The sequence below is a fragment of the Bradyrhizobium sp. HKCCYLRH3097 genome (assembly GCF_051167875.1).
GTDB lineage: Bacteria > Pseudomonadota > Alphaproteobacteria > Rhizobiales > Xanthobacteraceae > Bradyrhizobium.
This window is the reverse complement of the sequence record NZ_JBNPTX010000001.1, coordinates 21,432-42,420: the sequence shown is the minus strand read 5'-3', so window position 1 is coordinate 42,420 and position 20,989 is coordinate 21,432. Positions and strand designations below refer to the sequence as shown.

Sequence of the window (20,989 nt, the reverse complement as noted above, 5' to 3'; positions counted from 1 at the left end):
TAAGGTACCCAGGTTGCGAGATCGAGCCCTGGATGCATTGCCGGCTCTTGCGACCTCGACACCGGTGTCGTCCCGGACAAGCGTGACGCGCGTCAGCGCGTCGCGGCGCCGATTCGGGACCCATACCGCGTGATGTCGAAACGAGGCATGCGGCCAGTCCCGCGCAAGCCAATCAGCTGCGGTGGCTATGGGTCCCCGCTTTCGCGGGGACGACGAGCGGAGGGTGCGGCGGCAGCGTCATCTTCAGCGGAAGCCGGTTCATCCGCGGCTTCATCCTCGCCCTCGATCTCCGCCGGCAGCTCGATGATCACGCGGCCGCCGGCAAGATCGACCGTCGGCACCACGGCATTGGTGAACGGCAGCAGCAACGTGCTGCCCGAGGGCGGGGCGATCTCGATGATGTCGCCGGCGCCGAAATTATGGATCGTGAGCACGCGGCCGAGCTGCGCGCCGTCAGCGGTCTCCGCGGCGAGGCCGATCAGGTCGGCGTGGTAGTATTCGTCGTCAGCCGTCTCGGGCAGGCGGTCTCTGGGCACGTAGAGCTCGAGCCCGTTGAGGCGTTCGGCCGCATTGCGGTCGGTGACGCCCTTGATGGCTGCGACCAGATGGTCCTTGGCCTCGCGCGCCTTCGCGACCTCGAACGAACGGCTGCCGTCCTTGGTCGTGAGCGGGCCGTAATGCAGCACGGCCAGCGGATCCTCGGTGAAGGTCCATAAGCGAACCTCGCCGCGCACGCCATGCGCGGCGCCGATTCTGGCGACACAGATGAGCTTGGACATCAGCGTGCCTCGTCCTTCGAGACGCGCTCGAACGCGCGCTCCTCAGGAGGAGGAGCCAGTTCCTCATGCAAGGGAGCACGGCGCAAGCCGTGCATCTCGAAGCATGAGGCCGCGCTCGTCAACGACCTTAGCCCTTGGCGGCGGCTTCGGCCTGCGCCTTGCGCTCCTTGCGCGGCACGGCCTTGATCGGGTTCTGGCGGGCTTCGCGCTTCTTGACGCCGGCGGCGTCGAGGAAGCGGGCGACGCGGTCGGACGGCTGCGCGCCCTTGGCGAGCCAGCCCTTCACCTTCTCCATGTCCAGCTTGAGGCGTGCCTCGTTGTCCTTCGGCATCAGCGGATTGAAGTAGCCGAGACGTTCGATGAAGCGGCCGTCACGCGGGAAGCGCGAGTCGGCGACGACGACGTGATAGACCGGGCGCTTCTTGGTGCCGGCACGAGCGAGACGGATGACGACGGACATGTAGGTTCTCCTGAGTGTCTTCTGATGAGTTGATGTCAGCTAAGCCGTCATTCCGGGGCACCGCGAAGCGGTGAGCCCGGAATCCATAACCACGATCGTGCGTATGGATTCCGGGCTCGCGCTGCGCGCGCCCGGAATGACGAATGGAAAGAGGAGCGGATGATCCTCATTATTTCTTCTTCCCCGGAGGAAGGCCGAGGCCCGGCAGAGTCGGCTTGCCGCTGAGACCGGTGAGGCCGGGGAGGTTCGGTAGGCCGCCGCGCAGGCCGGCGGGCAGATCCTTCGGCAAATTCGGCAGTCCGCCGGGCATGCCACCCGGCATCTTTTCCGCAAGCGCCTTGAGCTGATCCGGCGAGGGCATGCCGCCACCGCCGCCAAAACCCATCGCCTGGGCGATGCCGGCCAGCGGGCCGCGCTTGCCTGAGCCCATGGCCTTCATCACGTCGGCCATGTTCCGGTGCATCTTGAGCAGCTTGTTGACGTGCTCGACGCTCTGGCCGGAGCCGGCCGCGATGCGCTTCTTGCGGCTGGCCTTGAGCAGGTCGGGATGCTTGCGCTCCTCGCGCGTCATCGAATCGATGATCGCGACCTGGCGCTTGAGGATCTTGTCGTCGATGCCGGCGGCCGCGATCTGGTTCTTCATCTTCGAGATGCCGGGCATCATGCCCATCAGCCCGCCGATGCCGCCCATCTGCGCCATCTGCTGCAGCTGCTCGCGCATGTCGTTGAGGTCGAACTGGCCCTTGCGCATCCGCTCGGCGGCGCGCGCGGCCTTCTCGGCGTCGATGTTCGCCGCGGCCTTCTCGACCAGCGAGACGATGTCACCCATGCCGAGGATGCGGCCGGCAATGCGCGAGGGATAGAAGTCTTCCAGCGCGTCGGTCTTTTCGCCGGTGCCGAGCAGCTTGATCGGCTTGCCGGTGACCGCGCGCATCGACAGCGCCGCACCGCCGCGTCCGTCGCCGTCGATACGGGTTAGCGCGATGCCGGTGAGGCCGACGCGCTGGTCGAAGGCGCGGGCGAGATTGACGGCGTCCTGGCCGGTCAGCGAATCCGCGACCAGCAGCACCTCGTGCGGGTTGGCGACCGCCTTGATCTCGGCGGCCTCCTTCATCATGTCCTCGTCCAGCGTGGTGCGGCCGGCGGTGTCGAGCAGCACCACGTCGTAGCCGCCGAGCTTGGCGGCCTCGATGGCGCGGCGTGCGATCTGCGGCGGCATCTGGCCGGCCACGATCGGCAGCGTCGGGATGTCCAGGTCGCGGCCGAGCACCGCGAGCTGCTCCATGGCGGCCGGACGGTAGACGTCGAGCGAGGCCATCAGCACCTTGCGCTTGTCGCGCTGGACCATGCGGCGCGCGAGCTTGGCGGTGGTGGTCGTCTTGCCGGAGCCCTGCAGGCCGACCATCATGATCGGCACCGGCGGCACGGCGTTGAGGTCGATGGTCTGGCCGTCGTCGCCGAGCGTCTTGACCAGCTCGTCATGGACGATCTTGACGACCATCTGGCCGGGGGTGACCGACTTGACGACGGTGGCGCCGATCGCCTGCTCGCGCACGCGCTCGGTGAAGCTGCGGACAACCTCCAGCGCGACGTCGGCCTCGAGCAGCGCCCGGCGGACTTCGCGCATCGCGGCGTCGACATCGGCTTCCGAGAGCGAACCACGCCCCGTCAGCCGATCGAGAATGCCGCCAAGCCTTTCCGACAGATTGTCGAACAATGCCGTTATCCTTTGCCCTTGCGGGCGCTCGCTTCATTGCCGCCCGTCATCGCCGCTTGCTGCGGCCCATGACGACCATATAGACCTCGGCCCGTCGGCCGAAACCGTCAGTCCAAACACGTTTGCGCCCGAGGGCGCACAGCGCTGTCGGGCGGTGACCTCCGGCCTCCAGGGCCGGGCGGTGGCTCGAAAAGACGAAACTTTCCGAAATTCGGCCGGGTTAAACCCTCAGCAGCCGCAAAAGTCAAGGAAACTTGCTTCTCGCCGTCCCGTTGCCGGACCCTGTGGGGGCGCTTACCTCTTGCGCCAGTTCAGCTTTCCCTTGCGAGGACGACCTTGCTGCGCCGTTCCAGGACCTATTCCGGCCCCGTCACCGACCATTTCGACGGCAAGCGCTTCTACGATCCCGACGGCGTTCCGCCCAAATCCCTGTCCCAGGTGCTGCGCTGGCAGTTCGACCGCAACCGCAAGCGTTCCCGCTGGCCGTCCTGGGCGGCGAGCCCGCACGCCGACACGCCGCCGCACCGGATCGACGGCGAGACAGTGCGGCTGTCCTTCATCGGCCACGCCAGCTGGCTGATCCAGACCGGCGGGCTCAACATCCTGGTCGATCCTGTCTGGTCGGAGCGGGTGTCGCCATTCGCGTTCGCCGGTCCCCGGCGGCACAATGATCCCGGCATCGCCTTTGAGGGGCTGCCGCATATCGACGTCGTGCTGGTGTCGCATGGGCATTACGATCATCTCGACATCCGGACGTTGTCGAAGCTGACCGCGCGATTTTCGCCGCGGGTCGTCACGCCGCTGGGCAACGACCTTACGATGATCGACGCTGACTCCAAGATCCGCGCCGAGGCCTATGACTGGCACGATCGCGTGACGCTGAACGAGGAGGTCGCCGTGACCCTGGTGCCGACGCGGCACTGGACGGCGCGCGGCCTGTTCGACCGCAACAAGGCGCTGTGGGCGAGCTTCGTGCTGGAGACGCCGCGCGGCAGGGTCTACATCGTCTGCGATTCCGGTTACGGCACGGGCAAGCATTTCCGCCGCGTGGCGGAGCAGCACGCGCCGATCAGGCTCGCGATCCTGCCGATCGGCGCCTACGAGCCGCGCTGGTTCATGCGCGACCAGCACATGAACCCCGAGGATGCCGTGCAGGCGCTGCAGGATTGCGGCGCGGAGGCCGCGCTGGCGCATCACCACGGCACGTTCCAACTGACGGACGAGGCGATCGACGCGCCGGTGCGCGCCCTGCACGCCGCGCTCGACCAAGCCGGCATCCCGCGCGAGCGGTTTGGTGTGCTCAAGCCAGGGCAGGTGGTGGAGATCTAAGCAGGCCGCCGCCACAAAACAGATGTCGTCCCGGCCTTGAGCCGGGACCCATAAACACCGAATTCAATGTTGTGAAGGCTGGCAGCTCCATCTCGCGCGACAATTACCGCCGCGGAGTATGGGTCCCGGCTCAAGGCCGGGACGACACCGAGTTTGTAGCTACGTTGTCGGCTGCCACGACGCACAATGCGTCGCGTGGGCGTGAGGCCGACCTACTGCCCCGGCTTGATCGCCCAGGTCACGTTGACCGTGATCGACAGCGTCTCCTCGCCCTGCGCCACCGGTGTCGGCGTCGCGGCCATCGGTGCGGCGAAGGTCTTGGCGCGGAACACCGGGGCGGGCGCGCCGTCCTCGGAGATGCTGAGCGGCTGACCCAGCGTCACGCCGGCGGCCTTGGCATAGATCTCGGCCTTGCGGCGGGCGTCTGCGACGGCCTTCTCGCGCGCCTGGTCGAGCAGCCTGGATGGCTCGGCGACGCTGAAATAGATGTTGCCGACATCGTTGGCGCCGGCCGCGACCAGCGTATCGATCACGCTGGCGACCTTGGCGACGTCGTGCAGCTTGATGGTGACGCGATTGCTGGCGCGATAGCCGGTCACCGCCGGCTGGGCCGGCCGGTTCTGCGCATATTGCGGCTGCAGCGACAGCCGCGATGTCTGATAGTCCTTGTCGGCGATCCCGGCCGCCTTCAGCGCCTGCAGCACCTTGGCCATGGCGGCGTTGTTGGCCTCGGCGGCCTCGCGCGCGGTCTTGGCGTCGGATGCCACGCCGGCGTCGATCTGCGCCAGATCCGGCGGCGCCGACACGCTGGCCTCGCCGCTGACGGTGATCGCCGGCGTGTCCTGCCGGGCGATGTCATCCGCGAGGGCGGGCATTGCGAAGCTGGTCGCGAGCACGACCGCGAGGATGGGTCTGATGATCATGGTGCTCACTTCAGCGGCACGTAGACGTTGATGACGAGCTTGTCCTCGGCCGTCTTCAAGGGGTCGGTCAGGTACTCCTCGATGAAGGTGTCCTTGGCCTCCAGCCGGCGCTCGTCGAGGTGGTTGGTGATCGCCTCGTAGGTGTTGTCCATGTTGTCGTAGGAGCCGCGATGGACGAACTTCAGCGCCTTGCCCTCGGGCGACTGGCCGATGCTCATCCCCTTGCCGAGCGTCTTCGGCTCCTGCTCGACCGGCATCTCGGCCAGGAAGGTGAAGCCGGTGTCGTCGGTCGAGGTGTAGACGATCATGCCGTTGCCGGCGGGCTTGATGCCCTGCTTGTCCAGCGTGGCCGACAGCGATTTGAAGGAGTCGATCAGCGTGTCGAACGCATTGTCCCAATTCGCGGTGCCCTTGACGAGGACGACCTTCTTCGCCTCGAGCTTGATCTCGTCGCCGAAGGCGTCGGCCGCCTGGGCCGGCGCCGCGGCCTGCGGCGGCGTCGTGGCCGGGGACTGGGCCGCGGTCGGAGATGACGACGGCGAGGGGCTCGCGCTGGCGGCCGGCGTCGGGCTGGTCGCGGGCGCCGGACTGGCCGACGCGGCAGGCGCAGGAGAGGCCGGCGCCACCGGCGCCGGTAGCGCGCTCGGGGCCGGTGCGGGCGTGGCTGAGGCCGCCGGAGCCGGCGAGGCCGACGGCGCCTGGGCCCGGGCGAACGTGCCGCCGAGCAGGAGCGCGACCGAGCTCACGGCCAGAACGAGGCGGAAAGTGCTGAGATTCATTCGACTATTCTCCAGTGGCCGTGCTGCTTTGCCCGGTTCGTGCCGGCGAATGAACCGGTCCTAACATGCTCGGCGGCGCGGCGTCCCATGACAGATGCGTCATGTCGCTCTGCAGGCTGGTCAATGCCGCGCCATTCGCCATATAAGGCGGACACAATTTGGATATTTTCATGAGCGCACTGGCCAACCACAGCTTCGTCAAGATGAACGGGATTGGCAACGAGATCGTCGTGGTCGATCTGCGCGACGTGAAGCATGTCGTCACGCCGGACGAGGCGCGGGCGGTGGCATCCCGGGTGCCCTACGATCAGCTGATGGTGCTGCAGCCGCCGCGGCTCGACGGCACCGAAGCGTTCATCCGCATCTACAACAATGATGGATCGGAGTCCGGCGCCTGCGGCAACGGCATGCGCTGCGTGGTGCGCCAGGTGTTCGGCAAGACCGGCCAGACCAGTGCGACGTTCGAGACCCGCGCCGGGTTGTTGAACTGCTGGCAGGGGCCGGCGCCCGACCTCTACACTGTCGATATGGGCGCGCCGAAGTTCGGCTGGCAGGACATTCCTCTCGCCGAGGAGTTCCGCGACACCCGCTACATCGAGCTGCAGATCGGGCCGATCGATGCGCCGATCCTGCATTCGCCCTCGGTCGTCAACATGGGCAACCCGCACGCGGTGTTCTGGGTGGACGACGTCAATGCCTATGATCTGGAGCGCTTCGGGCCGCTGCTGGAGAACCATCCGATTTTCCCGGAGCGTGCGAACATCACGCTCGCCCACATCGTCGATCGCGACCACATCACGATGCGCACCTGGGAGCGCGGCGCGGGGCTGACCAAGGCCTGCGGTTCGGCGGCCTGTGCGACAGCGGTCGCGGCCGTCAGGCTGAAGCGTGCCAACCGGATCGTGCAGATGAGGCTGCCCGGCGGCGAGCTCACGATCGAGTGGCGCGAGCGCGACGATCACGTGCTGATGACGGGCACCGCGACGTTCGAGTTCGAGGGACGGTTCGAGCCGTCGATGTTCGCCAGCGTCGCATGAGCGTCGACGTCGTTACCTTCGGCTGCCGCCTCAACGCGTTCGAATCCGAGCTGATCGCGAAACATGCCGAGGCGGCCGGTGCCGACGACACCATCGTCATCAACAGCTGTGCCGTCACCAACGAGGCGGTGGCGCAGGCCCGGCAGTCGATCCGCAAATTGAAGCGCGAGCGCCCCGCGGCGCGCATCGTTGTGACCGGCTGCGCCGCGCAGACGCAGGCCGGCATGTTCGCTGCCATGCCCGAGGTCGACCGCGTCATCGGCAATGACGACAAGCTGCGGCCCGATGCGTGGCGTGCGACGACACAGGCGTTGGCGGTGCCACGGTTCGGCATCGATGCGTCCGAGAAGGTGGCCGTCTCCGACATCATGGCGGTGATGGAGATGGCGCCGCATCTGGTCGACGGCTTCCAGCGCGGCCTGCCGCGCGTGTTCGTGCAGGTGCAGAACGGCTGCGATCATCGCTGCACCTTCTGCATCATCCCGTTCGGTCGCGGCAATTCGCGCTCGGTGCCGATGGGCGCTGTGGTGGATCAGGTCCGCGCGCTGGCCGATCGTGGCCATGCCGAGATCGTGCTCACCGGCGTCGACCTGACGAGCTATGGCGCCGGCCTGCCCGGCACGCCGAAGCTCGGCCGGCTTGTGAAGCAGATCCTCCGCCACGTGCCGGAGTTGAGACGCCTGCGCATCTCCTCGATCGATTCGATCGAGGCCGATGCCGACCTGCTCGATGCGCTCGCGGATGATGCCAGGCTGATGCCGCATCTGCATCTGTCGCTGCAGGCGGGTGACGATCTGATCCTGAAGCGCATGAAGCGACGGCATGCGCGCGCCGATGCCATCGCATTCTGTGCTCAGGTGCGCCGGCTGCGGCCGGACATCACGCTTGGCGCCGATCTGATCGCGGGATTTCCGACCGAGACCGAGGAGATGTTCGCGCGCTCGCTCGACCTGGTCGAGGAATGCGGCCTGACCTTCCTGCACGTGTTTCCCTATTCGCCGCGCCCGGGCACGCCGGCGGCGCGCATGCCGCAGGTGGACGGCGCCGTCATCCGTGATCGGGCCCGGCGGCTGCGGGCCGCGGGAGAGGCGGCGTTGCGGCGGCGGTTGGAGCAGGAGATCGGCTGTCAGCGTGAGGTGCTGATCGAGAGTGAGACCCAGGGACGGACGGAGCATTATCTGCCGGTCGCCACGACCACTGCGTTGCCAGGCACCGTGCAGCGGCTCACGATCACGGGGCATCATGGGGCCCGGCTGTTAGTCCAGAATTCCGTCATGCCCGGGCTTGACCCGGGCATCCACGCTGTCCCCAAGAACTAAGACGTGGATGGCCGGGACTTCGCCCGGCCATGACGGTGCGGAAAGAGATGGGCTCACGCCCCGTTCCACCCGCACATCTTCAGCCGCTCATGCATGTGCACCGGCGCCGGCGCCACCACGTGTACCGGTGGCTTGTTTTTCGACAGCGGAATCGAAATCTCGCGTGCGTGCAGATGCAGCCGCGGCTCGCCGAAGCGCGGGCCGTTGCCATAGATGTTGTCACCGACGATCGGCCATCCCGACGCTGCCGAATGCACGCGCAGTTGATGCGTGCGGCCGGTGACCGGTTCCATCGCCAGCCAAGTGAGTCGCGGACTGCGATTGGAGTGCACCGACTCTCCCTCTCCGGTTGGCAGCTGCGCTCCCTCCCCCCTTGTGGGGGAGGGTTGGGGAGGAGGGTGGCTCCAAGCGACACTGCCCGTGGGGACCCCCACCCCCGACCCCTCCCCGCAAGGGGGAGGGGAGTCGTTGCCACGAGTGGGAGGGGAGTTCAGGGATAGACTGGCAAGAGAGTACGACCTCCCCAGCACCCGCCATTTCGTCACCGCTGGCTGCCCGTTCGGATCCGGCTTCTGCCACCAGCCGCGCTCGGCGTTCAGCTTGCCGAGCGGGAGCTCGATCACGCCCTCGTCAGCGTCAGGTCCGCCCTCGACGACGGCCCAATAGGTCTTCGAAATCTTGCCATGCTTGAACAAAAGCCCGAGTGACGCCGTTGCCTTGCGATGACGGCCGAGCACCAGACAGCCCGAGGTTTCCTTGTCCAGCCGATGCGCCAGCACCGGCGGGCGCGGCAGGCCGAAGCGCAGCGCGTCGAACGAGGCTTCGAGGTTCGGTCCGCCCTTCGGTCCCTTGTGCACGGGAATGCCGGCCGGCTTGTCGATCACCAGCATCAGCCCGTCGCGGTGGAGCACGCGGGCGAGCATTTCCTCGTCGGTGGGTTGGTTAATGTCCATGGAAACCGTAACGCGGGTGTGAGCTTTCGTTTGGGAATGGAAAGGGCTAACACCACGCCATGAACGATACCACCTCCGAAACACCCAAGCTGTCGTGGTGGCGGCGGCTGTCGGCCGGCCTGAAACGCACGTCCGGCGCGCTCGGCACGGCCGTCGCCGATCTCGTCACCAAGCGCAAGCTCGACCGCGCGATGCTCGACGACATCGAGGACGTGCTGCTGCGCGCCGATCTCGGCACCCAGGTCGCCGCGCGAATCGCCGACGCCGTCGGGACCGGCCGCTACGACAAGGCGATCAGCGCCGACGAGGTCAAGGCGGTGGTCGCGACCGAGGTCGAGAAGGTGCTGTCGCCGGTGGCGAAGCCGCTCGAGATCGCGCCGGGCCACAAGCCGTTTGTCATTCTCGTCGTCGGCGTCAACGGCTCCGGCAAGACGACCACGATCGGCAAGCTGGCGCAGAAATTCGCCTCCGAAGGCAGGCAGGTGATGCTGGCCGCGGGCGACACGTTCCGCGCCGCCGCGATCGAGCAGCTCAAGGTCTGGGGCGAGCGCACCAAGGCGCCGGTGATCGCCGGCGCGCAGGGCTCGGACTCCGCTAGCCTTGCGTTCACCGCCATCACCGCGGCCAAGGAGCAGGGCCGCGACATCCTGTTGGTCGATACTGCCGGCCGTTTGCAGAACAAGGCCGAGCTGATGAACGAGCTCGAAAAGGTGGTGCGTGTCATTCGCAAGGTCGACGCGTCGGCGCCGCATGCGGTGCTGCTCGTGCTCGACGCGACGGTGGGACAAAATGCGCTGTCGCAGGTCGAGGCGTTTCATCGTACGGCAGGCGTCACCGGCCTCGTGATGACCAAGCTCGACGGTACGGCGCGCGGCGGCATCCTCGTGGCGCTGTCGGAGAAGTTCAAGCTGCCGGTGCACTTCATCGGCGTCGGCGAGGGGGTCGATGATCTCTCACCGTTCGCCGCGAGAGATTTTGCGCGGGCGATCGCCGGCATCGAGGATTGACGTCGCCACGCTCGGGCTCCGGCCCACCGCCAGATCGAGACGACCGGATCAACCGCTGCCGTGGCTGCAGCCAACAGGACATGGAATGGACAAGACCCAGCCGCACCCGCTGTTCAAGCTCGCGACCGAGCTCGGCCCGCTGATCATCTTCTTCGTGGTCAATGCCAAGTTCAACCTGTTCGCGGCGACCGGCGCGTTCATGGTCGCGATCATCGCGGCGCTGATCGCGTCCTACGTGGTGACGCGGCACGTCCCGCTGATGGCGCTGGTGACCGCCGTCGTCGTCATCGTGTTCGGCACGCTGACCCTGGTGCTGCACGACGAGACCTTCATCAAGGTCAAGCCGACCATCATCTACGGACTGTTCGCGGCCGTGCTCGGTGGCGGGCTGCTGTTCAATCGCTCCTTCATCGCGATCATGTTCGATCAGATGTTCAACCTGACGCCCGCGGGCTGGCGCATCCTCACCTTCCGCTGGGCGTTGTTCTTTGCCGCGATGGCGGTGCTGAACGAGATCATCTGGCGCACGCAGAGCACCGATTTCTGGGTCGGCTTCAAGGCGTTCGGCGTCGTGCCGCTGACCATGATCTTCGCCATCGCCCAGATGCCGCTGATCAAGCGCTACCACCAGGACCCGGCGTCGCTCGAAGCCAGCGATGCGGCGGAAGGGGATGTGAGCAAGGGGTAGCTGCCCCGAACGCGGTCATCGCGAGGAGCGTAGCGACGAAGCAATCCAAGGCCCGTAGGTGCTCCGGATTGCTTCGCTTCGAGGTTCTCCGCGCCGTCATTCCGGGGCGCGCCGCGCAGCGGCGTGAGCCCGGAATCCATAACCACGACAAGGCGTGTGACGCGAGATGGCTGTGGCGCCCGTCTTCGCCAAACGACCGCTCGTGAGTATGGATTCCGGGCTCGTCGCTTCGCGCCGCCCCGGAATGACGACGCAGAGAGAGGAGCGTGTTTGCCGCTGAAGCTCCGATGGCTGCGCGAGGCTTACGAACCCGCCTTCAGCGCCTTCTCGATTTCCGGTTTCAACACCGCATCGATGTTCTGCGCCGTGATCGGGCCGACCAGCTTGTAGACGATGGTGCCCTCGCGGCCGACGACGAAGGTCTCGGGCACGCCATAGACACCCCATTCGATGCCGGCGCGGCCGTTGCCGTCGACGCCGACGACGTCATAAGGGTTGCCGTAGCGGCCGAGGAAGCGGCGGGCGTTGTCGGCGCCGTCCTTGTAGTTGATACCGATGATCTGGAAGCGCTTGTCGCGGCCGAGCTCGACCAGCAGCGGCGCCTCGTCGTGGCAGGGCACGCACCACGATGCCCAGACATTGATGATGCTGACCTTGCCCTTGAGTGCAGCCGGGTCGAGGCCGGGCACCGGCGTGCCGTCCCTCGCCAGTTCCGGCAGCGCCGGCAGCGGCGTGGCCGGCGCGGGGCGGCCGATCAGCGCGGATGGAATGCGCGACGGGTCGCCGTTGCCCAGGCGCGACCAGAACAGCGCCGCCAGTCCGAGGAACACCACGAGCGGCAGCAGCATGAGGAATGAGCGGCGCCGCGGCGCCGGCTCTGTCGCAGCCTGTTCGGTCATTGGATATCCGTCGCGGCGCGGCCGGAACGGCGGCTGATGCCGCTGTCGTCGAGCGCGCGCAAACGCGCCTTCTGGGTGCGGTAGTCGATGGCGATCCAGCCGATCAGCAGCATCACGACCAGCGCCGCCGCAAGATAGGAGGTGGCGATGAAGGAGGTATAGGGGCCGAGGTCCATGTCAAGCCGCTCCCGCGATCTGGCCTGCCGCATCGTCGGCTGGTGCGGCCGTGGTGTAGGCGCGGGCCTGCATCATCTGCAGGCTGCGGACGCGCCGGCGCAGGATCTCGTTGCGCATCGCCGCGACATGCAGGGTAATGAACAGGAACGAGAACCCGACGGCCATCACCAGCAGCGGGATCAGGAATGATTTGTCGAGCGCCGGACCGCCCATCCGCATCACCGACGCCGGTTGATGCAGCGTGTTCCACCAGTCGACGGAGAACTTGATGATCGGCAGGTTGATCGCGCCAACCAGCGTCAGCACGGCGGCAGCACGGGCGGCGCGGGTCGGATCCTCGACCGCGCGCCACAGCGCCATCAGGCCGAGATACATCAGGAACAGAATCAGCACCGAGGTCAGCCGCGCATCCCACTCCCAATAGGTGCCCCACATCGGCCGGCCCCACAGCGAGCCGGTGAGGAGAGCGAGGAACGTGAAGCTGGCGCCGATCGGGGCGGCGGCCTTGGCAGCGACGTCGGCGAGCGGATGCCGCCACACCAAGGTGCCGAGCGAGGCGATGCTCATGATGCTCCAGACGAACATCGACAGCCAGGCATTGGGCACGTGGATGAACATGATCTTGACGGTCGCGCCCTGCTGATAGTCGTCGGGCGCCAGCGCGGAGAGGTACAGGCCGGCAGCCAGCAGCGCGGCCGTGACCAGCGCCAGCCACGGCAGCAGCCGCGCCGCCAGCGCAAGGAACCGGGTGGGATTGGCGAGGTCGATCAGCGACATGAGACCCTTGTTAAAGGCGGAAGCGGTTGCAGGCAATCAGCACGACGCCGCTAGGTAAGAGTTGATCATGGTCAAACCCCGGCGGGCGGCGGGTCAATCCAGCCCGTTCCGCAAGCTTGTCGCGGCGGCGAACGGGCCGATCACGAAACTCACCAGCGACAATGCGCACAGGATCGAGAACGGCGCCCCGAACGGCAGCGGGCCGACGATGGCCGCCTGCGACGCCGCGACGCCGAAGATCAGCACTGGGATCGAAAGTGGCAGCACCAAGACCGCCAGCAGCAGCCCGCCGCGGTGCATCGTCACAGCCAGTGCTGCACCGATCATGCCGATGAAGGTCAGGGCAGGCGTGCCCGCCAATAACGTCAGCGCGACGGCGCCGGTCGCTGTGGCGTCGAGGTTGAGCAGCAGGCCGAGCACGGGCGTCGCGATCACCAGCGGCAGGCCGGCGGCGAGCCAATGCGCCAGCGCCTTGGCGGCGCAGGCCAGCTCCAGCGGTGTCCGGCTCATCACGACCAGGTCGAGCGAGCCGTCCTCGTGGTCGGCGGTGAACAGCCGGTCCAGGGTGAGCAGGCTGGAGAGCAGGGCACCGAGCCAGAGGATGGCGGGGCCGAGCCGGGTCAGCAGCGCCAGATCCGGCCCGACCGCGAATGGCATCAGCACCACGACGGTAAGAAAGAACAGCACGCCGATCAACGCGCCGCCGCCGATACGCAGCGCGATCTTGATGTCGCGGCGGATGAGGGCACCGAGGGCGGTCATGCGGATAGGGCCTCGGCTGATTGCTTGATGGCAGATGGTGAGCCGCGCTCCCTCGACCCGCAAACTGCGCTCCGTCCCCCCTTGTGGGGGAGATGGGGGAGGGCTGGGGAGGGGGGTGGCTCCAGGTGACGCTGCCGTTGCGGACCGCCGGCTCCTCCCCGCAGGGGGGAGGGGTCGGCGCGCCGATGGGACGTTGGTTGGTGCAACCGAATCTCGTCAAACAAGTTAGAGCGCGTCGTGGGGCACCCCCGTCCCTGATCCTCCCCCACAAGGGGGGCGGGAACGGAGAGAGCGGTGGGTGGGACTGCGAAGAGGCGAGAGGGAATCATCGAGCCTCCCCGATCCGCAGCTCGCGTGTGTCGATGCCGAGCGGGCCGTGCGTCGCCGCGACAATCAGCCCACCCCCGGCGAGATGCTCCCGCATCAGCCCCGCGAACATCGCCTGCCCGGCGACGTCGAGCGCCGCGGTCGGTTCATCGAGCAGCCAGAGCAGGCGGGGCACCGCGAGCAGGCGGGCCAGCGACAGCCGGCGGCGCTGGCCGGCGGACAGATAGGCGGCGGGCAGGTCGATGGCGTGGGCGATGCCGACGGCCGCGAGGCAGTCGGGGATCGGCCGCGTGATGCCGCCGCCGAGGAATTCGGCCCAGAAGGTCAGGTTTTCGCGCACGCTGAGCGCCGGCTTCAGCGCGTCGCGGTGGCCGAGATAATGCGCCTGCTCGGGCACCGTGAGCTCGCTCTCACCGCCCTCGATCGCGATGGAGCCGCCCGCCGGCAGCAGCAGACCGGCAATCAACCGCAGCAGTGATGTCTTGCCCGCACCATTGTGTCCGGTCACCGCCAGCGCCTCGCCCGCGACCGCTTCGAAGGCTAGTCCTGCGAACACCTCGCGGCCGCCGCGCACGCACCTGACGTCGCGGCCGAACAGCTTCGGAGACAGTGTTGAAGTCGCCTGCATGGCCCGTCGTGACAGCCCCTAGGGAATTGATGGCTAGCGCGTGAGAATTTGTGGGTGATGCCACGTCGGGACTTGCTTGTCTCTGTGGCGGCGCAGTTAGAAAGCTTCTATAAGCCCGACCTTGATGCAGCACACAATCGCCCGCTGCAAGCCATCCGGCGCCTCGCGCTGACGGTTCTTAAATACCCCCTCCGGGTATACAGATCAATTGGGATTTCCACGCATGACCTCGCTCGACAGCTTCAAGTGTCGCAAGACCCTCAAGGTCGGAACGAAGAGCTACATCTATTACAGCTTGCCCACAGCCGAGAAGAACGGTCTCAAGGACATCTCCAAGCTGCCGTATTCGATGAAGGTGCTGCTCGAGAACCTGCTGCGCAACGAGGACGGCCGCACCGTCACCAAGGACGACATCGTCGCGGTGTCCAAATGGCTGCGCAAGAAGTCGCTGGAGCATGAGATCGCCTTCCGCCCGGCGCGCGTGCTGATGCAGGATTTCACCGGCGTGCCGGCGGTGGTCGACCTCGCGGCGATGCGCAACGCGATGCAGAAGCTGGGCGGCGATGCCGAGAAGATCAACCCGCTGGTGCCGGTCGATCTCGTCATCGACCACTCGGTGATCGTGAACTACTTCGGTGACAACAAGGCGTTCGGCAAGAACGTCGCCGAGGAGTACAAGCAGAACCAGGAGCGTTACGAATTCCTGAAATGGGGCCAAAAGGCGTTCTCGAACTTCTCCGTCGTGCCGCCCGGCACCGGCATCTGCCACCAGGTCAACCTCGAATACCTGGCGCAGACGGTCTGGACCAAGAAGGAGAAGATGACGGTCGGCCGCACCAAGGGCACCTTCGAGGTCGCCTATCCGGATTCGCTGGTCGGCACTGACTCCCACACCACCATGGTCAATGGTCTCGCCGTGCTCGGCTGGGGCGTTGGCGGCATCGAGGCCGAGGCCTGCATGCTCGGCCAGCCGCTGTCGATGCTGCTGCCAGACGTCGTCGGCTTCAAGCTGACCGGCGCGCTGAAGGAAGGCGTCACCGCGACGGATCTCGTGCTGACCGTCACCCAGATGCTGCGCAAGCTCGGCGTGGTCGGCAAGTTCGTCGAGTTCTTCGGCCCCGGCCTCGACCATCTCTCGGTCGCCGACAAGTCGACCATTGCCAACATGGCTCCGGAATACGGCGCGACCTGCGGCTTCTTCCCGGTTGACGCCGCCACCATCGACTATCTCAAGACCTCGGGTCGCAAGGCGCCGCGCGTCGCGCTGGTCGAGGCCTATGCCAAGGCGCAGGGTCTGTTCCGCACTGCCAAGTCGCCGGACCCGGTGTTCACGCAGACGCTGACCCTCGATCTCGCCGACGTCGTGCCGTCGATGGCCGGTCCGAAGCGTCCCGAAGGCCGCATCGCGCTGCCGGCGGTGGCCGAAGGCTTCGCGACCGCGCTGGCTGGGGAGTACAAGAAGCCCGACGCTGCGCAGCGCTTCCCGGTCGAGGGCAAGGACTTCGACATCGGCCATGGCGACGTCGTCATCGCCGCCATCACCTCCTGCACCAACACCTCGAATCCGAGCGTGCTGATCGGCGCCGGCCTCTTGGCCCGCAACGCCGCCGCCAAGGGCCTCAAGGCCAAGCCGTGGGTGAAGACCTCCCTCGCTCCCGGCAGTCAGGTGGTTGCCGAATACCTTGCCAACTCGGGCCTGCAGAAGGACCTCGACAAGGTCGGCTTCAACCTCGTCGGATTCGGCTGCACCACCTGCATCGGCAATTCCGGCCCGCTGCCGGAGGAGATCTCGAAGTCGATCAACGACAACGGCGTGGTCGCGGCGGCCGTGCTGTCGGGTAACCGCAACTTCGAAGGCCGCGTCTCGCCGGACGTGCAGGCCAACTATCTGGCCTCGCCGCCGCTGGTCGTGGCCTATGCGCTGGCCGGCACCGTGACCAAGGATCTTTCGGTCGAGCCGATCGGCATCGGCAAGGACAAGAAGCCGGTCTACCTGAAGGACATCTGGCCGACGACCAAGGAGGTCAACGACTTCGTCAAGAAGTTCGTCAAGGCGTCGATCTTCAAGAAGCGCTACGCCGACGTGTTCAAGGGCGACACCAACTGGCGCAAGATCAAGACGGTCGAGAGCGAGACCTATCGCTGGAACATGTCGTCGACCTACGTGCAGAACCCGCCGTATTTCGAGGGCATGAAGAAGGAGCCCGAGCCGATCAAGGACATCGTCGAGGCTCGCGTGCTGGCGCTGTTCGGCGACAAGATCACGACCGACCACATCTCGCCGGCCGGTTCGATCAAGCTGACCTCGCCCGCCGGCAAGTTCCTCAGCGAGCACCAGGTCCGCCCGGCTGACTTCAACCAGTATGGCACGCGCCGCGGCAATCACGAGATCATGATGCGCGGTACCTTCGCCAACATCCGCATCAAGAACTTCATGCTCAAGGGTGCTGACGGCAACATTCCAGAGGGCGGCCTGACCAAGCACTGGCCCGACGGCGAGCAGATGTCGATCTACGACGCCGCGATGAAGTATCAGGAAGAGGGCGTGCCGCTGGTGGTGTTCGCCGGCGCCGAATACGGCAACGGTTCGTCGCGCGACTGGGCCGCCAAAGGTACCCGGCTGCTGGGCGTCCGTGCCGTGATCTGCCAGAGCTTCGAGCGCATCCATCGCTCCAATCTGGTGGGTATGGGCGTGCTGCCGCTCACCTTCCAGGAAGGCACGTCCTGGTCCTCGCTCGGCCTCAAGGGCGACGAGAAGGTTACCATCAAGGGCCTGCAAGGCGACCTGAAGCCGCGCCAAACCCTGACCGCCGAGATCGTCTCGGCCGACGGCGCGGCGCAGCAGGTGCCGCTGCTCTGCCGGATCGATACGCTCGACGAGCTCGACTACTACCGCAACGGCGGCATCCTGCACTACGTGCTGCGCAAGCTCGCCGCTTAACCAACGCGCGATGCGACAGTTTGGCTCACTCTGAAGTGAGTAGCGGGTGATGAAGGAGGCGGCCTATGACAAAGGCCGCCTCTTTTGCATTTTCGGTTTGTTAACTACGAGGACGGCATCGCGGATGCAGTGATGCACAGGGCGCAGCGGACGGTGGTCCAGACGGGACAGTGGCGATGAGTGGACAGATGTCGTGGTGGTCGCGCGCAGCGCTGAGTGTCTGTGCGGTCATCGCTTTCGTCCGGCCAGCTGCGTCCGATCCCCGTGCGGTGATCGAACTCTTCACCTCGCAAGGCTGTTCGTCCTGCCCGCCGGCTGACAAGATCCTCGGCGAGCTCGCCAGAGATCCTTCGGTCATCGCGCTGTCGCTGCCGATCGACTACTGGGACTATCTCGGCTGGAAGGACACGCTGGCCGACTCCCGCTTCACGGCCCGGCAGCGGGCCTATTCTCGTGCGCGCGGCGACCGCGAGGTCTATACGCCGCAGGCGGTGGTCAACGGCTCCGTGCATGTGATCGGCAGCGACCGCGAGGCGATCGAGGGTGCCATCGAGGAGACCGTCCAGGGTGGCAGCGTGATGTCGGTGCCGGTGAGGCTGTCGGTCGACGGCCAGGACCTTACTGTCTCCGTGGCCGCGGCCAACGACCAGATGCCGCGCAAGCACGGCGAGGTCTGGGTCTGCTCGATCTCGCGGGTGGTCCCGATCTCGGTCGGCCGCGGCGAGAACAGCGGCCGTGATCTGACCTATTACAACGTCGTTCGCGGTCTTCAGAAGCTGGGTGACTGGAACGGGTCGCCGGTCAGATGGAGCGTGCCGCTGGAGAAGATCGCCCGCGAGGGCGTCGATGGCACCGTCGTCTATGTGCAGGACGGCAGTCGCGACCGCCCTGGGCCGATGCTCGGGGCCGCCTTTTCCGAGTTGCCGTTGGGCGGACGGGCTTCAGCAACGGCGCGCGGTCCCGAGCGCTGATCTTCCGTCGTCCTGATCTTCGTTTTCGCTGACCTGCGTTGGGCGCGTCACGTCCGTGCGACGGCGCGTCCCGACAATCTTACGTGCAGCTCACGCCAGAAAAGCAAAAGGACCAACTTGCGTTGGCCCTTTGCCTTACTTGTGAATAGACCCGATCCTGACGACCCCGGGGGGCTGGGGGCTGAGGAATCCGGAACCGAAAGGACCGGGCCAACGCACACGAATCTTATGCCGAAGGTCGGGGGCGGTCGGTGGGCGGAAAGACGGCGCGATTATGATTCTGCTAACGATCCCGTGACGCTTGCGTGTTCGCGGAACCGACGGCCTCGCAGGCTCGGTCGAACTTCAACAACGAAAACGGCCCCTTGCGGCTTCTGCCGGATGGCGCGATCATGTCACACGGATGACAGGAGGACGCCAATGAACCTCACGCCGGAGGACGCCGACCCCAGCGAGAACCGCGCGGCGGCGCGCAGTGCGGCCGCAGCGCCGAGCCGGGTGACGTTCGACCGCCTGGAGCTGAACCGCATCCTGAACCTCTACGGCCGCATGGTCGCCGACGGTGAGTGGCGCGACTATTCAATCGACTTCCTGCGTGACCGGGCCGTCTTCTCCGTGTTTCGCCGGGCGTCCGAGGTGCCGATCTACCGCATCGAGAAGGATCCGCGTCTCGCACGCAAGCAGGGCATGTACAGCGTGATCTCGGCCACCGGGCTGATCCTGCGCCGCGGCCACGAGCTCGAGCGCGTGCTGCTGGTGATCGCGCCCAAACCAGCCCTGGTCTGATCCCACGCGTTCCGGCTTGATCATGACATTCCGACTGGCGCTGCCTTACGCCGGGACGTCGCTGCTCCCGGCCCCGAGCGGGCGCTGCATCATCACAGTATCGAGCCAGCGGCCGAATTTCAGGCCGACGCTCGGGTGGGTGCCGATCATCTGGAAGCCGCAGGCGGTATGCAGCCCGACCGAGCCGGAATTGGCGGAGTCGCCGATGACGGCGATCATCTGGCGAAAGCCTCCCTCCTCACAGGCGTCGATCAGCCGCCGCATCAGGCGCATCCCGATGCCGCGACGCTGGCTGGCCGGAGCGAGATAGACCGAGTTCTCCACCGTGAAGCGATAGGCAGGGCGGGGCCGGTAGGGCCCGGCATAGGCATAGCCCACCACCTCTCCGTCCAGCAGGGCAGCGAAATAGGGGAAGCCGCCGTCGCGGAGCGCCCGGAAGCGGCGCGTCATCTCCGCCAGATCCGGAGGGTCGAGCTCGAAGGTGGCCGTGCCCTCGCGGACGGCTTGGCCGTAGATGGCGGTGATGGCGGGAAGGTCGGCCTCCTGGGTGGGCCGGATTTCAATGTCGGACATGAAGGGAAGCATACCCGGGCGGACGCGGCGATCAATCCGGCCTCGCGGCATGGCTGCCGCTGCGGCTTTGCGCCGGTCGCAATCGGGGTTTGTGCAAACGAAAAGCCCCGGCGGTGAGGCCGGGGCTTCGAAGGTCGCTCGTTCGAGCGCTTGGATCAGTCGCGCTGTCCGAGCAACTGCAGCAGCAGCGTGAACAGGTTGATGAAGTTCAAGTACAGCGACAGGGCGCCGGTGATTGCCGCGCGCTCCGCGATGTCGCCGCCCGCGGAAGCGTAGCCGTAGATGTACTCGTTCTTCAGACGCTGCGTGTCCCAGGCGGTCAGGCCGGCGAACACGAACACGCCGATCACCGAGACGATGAACTGCAGCATCGAGCTCGCCAGGAACAGGTTCACGAGGCTCGCCAGCACGATCCCGATCAGGCCCATGAACAGGAACGAACCCATGCCCGTCATGTCACGCTTGGTCGTGTAGCCGTAGAGGCTCAGCGCGCCGAACGTCGCCGCGGTGATGAAGAACACCCGCACGATCGAGGTGTGGGTGTACACCAGGAAGATCGACGACAGCGAGATGCCCATCAAGGCCGAGAACACCCAGAACAGGATCTGCGCGGTCGACGGCGCCAAGCGGTTGATGCCGGCCGAGATCGCGAACACCATGACCAGGGGGGCCAGGATGAACAGCCACTTCAGCGGGCTCACGAACATCGCGTAGCCGAACTGCGTCAGATAGGCGTTGCCGAACTTGAACACGCCGGCCGCCGGATCGCCGGTCACCGACGCCATGTAGACGCCCAGTGCCGCAAGGCCGGTGATGGCCAGGCCGATGCTCATGTAATTGTAGATGCGCAGCATGTAGGCGCGCAGACCGGCGTCGACGGTCGCGGCATCGGCGCGCCCGGCCACCCGGCCAAAGGGTGAAGCATAGTTGCGGTCTAGGTCCGACATGGTCGATTCCCGTTGGTTGCCCGGCAGCCCGGTCCTGACAGGACCTTCGGCCGGTTCTCGAAAAACCCTATCTCATACCCGCTGCTGCAGATATTAAATTTGCGTCATCGGCAAATTCGCCATCTTTTGGCAGGTCTCTGAGCCCATTCCCTAGATGGGAAACTAGCATATCCGCCGCAAGCTTCCACGCGCGGCTGAATGTCGCTCCGC

General features: G+C 66.3%; 21 protein-coding genes. 8 read left to right on the top strand and 13 right to left on the bottom strand.

Annotated features, from left to right (window positions below):
• Positions 1 to 185: 185 nt before the first annotated feature.
• The 3 genes from rimM to ffh form a co-directional block, all read right to left on the bottom strand.
• The gene (rimM, locus tag ACQR0U_RS00185; RefSeq protein ID WP_315750615.1) at positions 186 to 779 is read right to left on the bottom strand and encodes a ribosome maturation factor RimM; all 594 of its coding nucleotides are present in this window, start codon (positions 777 to 779) and stop codon (positions 186 to 188) included.
• 127 nt (positions 780 to 906) lie between these two features.
• Positions 907 to 1,239 carry a 30S ribosomal protein S16 gene (gene rpsP, locus ACQR0U_RS00180; protein ID WP_008964221.1) on the bottom strand — a complete coding sequence of 111 codons (333 nt, stop codon included), beginning with the start codon at positions 1,237 to 1,239 and terminating at the stop codon, positions 907 to 909.
• A 169-nt stretch (positions 1,240 to 1,408) separates the two neighbouring features.
• The gene (gene ffh / locus ACQR0U_RS00175; protein ID WP_315715903.1) at positions 1,409 to 2,956 is read right to left on the bottom strand and encodes a signal recognition particle protein; all 1,548 of its coding nucleotides are present in this window, start codon (positions 2,954 to 2,956) and stop codon (positions 1,409 to 1,411) included.
• 336 nt (positions 2,957 to 3,292) lie between these two features.
• On the opposite strand from ffh, the gene ACQR0U_RS00170 reads away from it, so the two are divergent.
• Positions 3,293 to 4,285: an MBL fold metallo-hydrolase gene (locus ACQR0U_RS00170; RefSeq protein ID WP_315750616.1), complete on the top strand. Its 993-nt coding sequence runs from the start codon at positions 3,293 to 3,295 to the stop codon at positions 4,283 to 4,285.
• 212 nt (positions 4,286 to 4,497) lie between these two features.
• Here the strand turns inward: ACQR0U_RS00170 and ACQR0U_RS00165 are convergent, their stop codons facing one another.
• Together ACQR0U_RS00165 and ACQR0U_RS00160 are read right to left on the bottom strand one after the other, a co-directional pair.
• The gene (locus ACQR0U_RS00165) at positions 4,498 to 5,208 is read right to left on the bottom strand and encodes an SIMPL domain-containing protein (RefSeq protein ID WP_316226820.1); all 711 of its coding nucleotides are present in this window, start codon (positions 5,206 to 5,208) and stop codon (positions 4,498 to 4,500) included.
• Positions 5,209 to 5,213: 5 nt separating this feature from the next.
• Positions 5,214 to 5,987, bottom strand: coding sequence for a GyrI-like domain-containing protein (locus ACQR0U_RS00160; RefSeq protein ID WP_315715906.1), 774 nt, complete (start codon positions 5,985 to 5,987; stop codon positions 5,214 to 5,216).
• Positions 5,988 to 6,157: 170 nt separating this feature from the next.
• Between ACQR0U_RS00160 and dapF the strand changes: the two genes are divergently transcribed.
• Positions 6,158 to 7,024, top strand: a complete 867-nt coding sequence (gene dapF, locus ACQR0U_RS00155; RefSeq protein WP_316167777.1) for a diaminopimelate epimerase — start codon at positions 6,158 to 6,160, stop codon at positions 7,022 to 7,024.
• The gene (mtaB, locus tag ACQR0U_RS00150) at positions 7,021 to 8,343 is read left to right on the top strand and encodes a tRNA (N(6)-L-threonylcarbamoyladenosine(37)-C(2))-methylthiotransferase MtaB (protein ID WP_315750620.1); all 1,323 of its coding nucleotides are present in this window, start codon (positions 7,021 to 7,023) and stop codon (positions 8,341 to 8,343) included. Before dapF ends, mtaB begins: the two co-directional genes overlap by 4 nt.
• 53 nt (positions 8,344 to 8,396) lie before the next feature.
• Here mtaB and ACQR0U_RS00145 read toward each other — a convergent pair whose 3' ends face one another.
• A complete protein-coding gene (locus ACQR0U_RS00145; protein ID WP_315750621.1) occupies positions 8,397 to 9,296 on the bottom strand; it encodes an RluA family pseudouridine synthase in 900 nt (299 codons plus the stop codon).
• Positions 9,297 to 9,355: 59 nt separating this feature from the next.
• Between ACQR0U_RS00145 and ftsY the strand changes: the two genes are divergently transcribed.
• Positions 9,356 to 10,303, top strand: coding sequence for a signal recognition particle-docking protein FtsY (gene ftsY, locus ACQR0U_RS00140; RefSeq protein WP_434845002.1), 948 nt, complete (start codon positions 9,356 to 9,358; stop codon positions 10,301 to 10,303).
• An 85-nt stretch (positions 10,304 to 10,388) separates the two neighbouring features.
• Positions 10,389 to 10,991, top strand: coding sequence for a septation protein A (locus tag ACQR0U_RS00135; RefSeq protein WP_315750623.1), 603 nt, complete (start codon positions 10,389 to 10,391; stop codon positions 10,989 to 10,991).
• A gap of 302 nt (positions 10,992 to 11,293) precedes the next feature.
• On the opposite strand, the gene ACQR0U_RS00130 is transcribed toward ACQR0U_RS00135, so the two are convergent.
• The 5 genes from ACQR0U_RS00130 to ccmA all read right to left on the bottom strand — a co-directional run bounded on the left by ACQR0U_RS00130 (position 11,294) and on the right by ccmA (position 14,561).
• A complete protein-coding gene (locus ACQR0U_RS00130; RefSeq protein ID WP_316191883.1) occupies positions 11,294 to 11,890 on the bottom strand; it encodes a DsbE family thiol:disulfide interchange protein in 597 nt (198 codons plus the stop codon).
• Positions 11,887 to 12,066, bottom strand: a complete 180-nt coding sequence (ccmD, locus tag ACQR0U_RS00125) for a heme exporter protein CcmD (protein WP_315825771.1) — start codon at positions 12,064 to 12,066, stop codon at positions 11,887 to 11,889. The genes ACQR0U_RS00130 and ccmD overlap by 4 nt, the downstream gene beginning before the upstream one ends.
• A gap of 1 nt (position 12,067) precedes the next feature.
• A complete protein-coding gene (locus ACQR0U_RS00120) occupies positions 12,068 to 12,844 on the bottom strand; it encodes a heme ABC transporter permease (RefSeq protein ID WP_315750625.1) in 777 nt (258 codons plus the stop codon).
• Between the two features lie 93 nt (positions 12,845 to 12,937).
• Positions 12,938 to 13,606, bottom strand: a complete 669-nt coding sequence (ccmB, locus tag ACQR0U_RS00115; RefSeq protein ID WP_315715915.1) for a heme exporter protein CcmB — start codon at positions 13,604 to 13,606, stop codon at positions 12,938 to 12,940.
• Between the two features lie 325 nt (positions 13,607 to 13,931).
• The gene (ccmA, locus tag ACQR0U_RS00110; protein WP_315715916.1) at positions 13,932 to 14,561 is read right to left on the bottom strand and encodes a heme ABC exporter ATP-binding protein CcmA; all 630 of its coding nucleotides are present in this window, start codon (positions 14,559 to 14,561) and stop codon (positions 13,932 to 13,934) included.
• A gap of 223 nt (positions 14,562 to 14,784) precedes the next feature.
• On the opposite strand from ccmA, the gene acnA reads away from it, so the two are divergent.
• From acnA to ACQR0U_RS00095, 3 genes are all read left to right on the top strand, one after another.
• Positions 14,785 to 17,502, top strand: coding sequence for an aconitate hydratase AcnA (acnA, locus tag ACQR0U_RS00105; protein WP_316169945.1), 2,718 nt, complete (start codon positions 14,785 to 14,787; stop codon positions 17,500 to 17,502).
• A gap of 188 nt (positions 17,503 to 17,690) precedes the next feature.
• A complete protein-coding gene (locus tag ACQR0U_RS00100; protein WP_315716182.1) occupies positions 17,691 to 18,473 on the top strand; it encodes a DUF1223 domain-containing protein in 783 nt (260 codons plus the stop codon).
• A gap of 420 nt (positions 18,474 to 18,893) precedes the next feature.
• Positions 18,894 to 19,259, top strand: coding sequence for a DUF2794 domain-containing protein (locus ACQR0U_RS00095; protein WP_315750627.1), 366 nt, complete (start codon positions 18,894 to 18,896; stop codon positions 19,257 to 19,259).
• Between the two features lie 45 nt (positions 19,260 to 19,304).
• On the opposite strand, the gene ACQR0U_RS00090 is transcribed toward ACQR0U_RS00095, so the two are convergent.
• Both ACQR0U_RS00090 and ACQR0U_RS00085 read right to left on the bottom strand, forming a co-directional pair.
• Positions 19,305 to 19,832: a GNAT family N-acetyltransferase gene (locus ACQR0U_RS00090; protein WP_315716183.1), complete on the bottom strand. Its 528-nt coding sequence runs from the start codon at positions 19,830 to 19,832 to the stop codon at positions 19,305 to 19,307.
• A 155-nt stretch (positions 19,833 to 19,987) separates the two neighbouring features.
• Positions 19,988 to 20,779: a Bax inhibitor-1/YccA family protein gene (locus ACQR0U_RS00085; protein ID WP_250172563.1), complete on the bottom strand. Its 792-nt coding sequence runs from the start codon at positions 20,777 to 20,779 to the stop codon at positions 19,988 to 19,990.
• Positions 20,780 to 20,989: the final 210 nt, after the last annotated feature.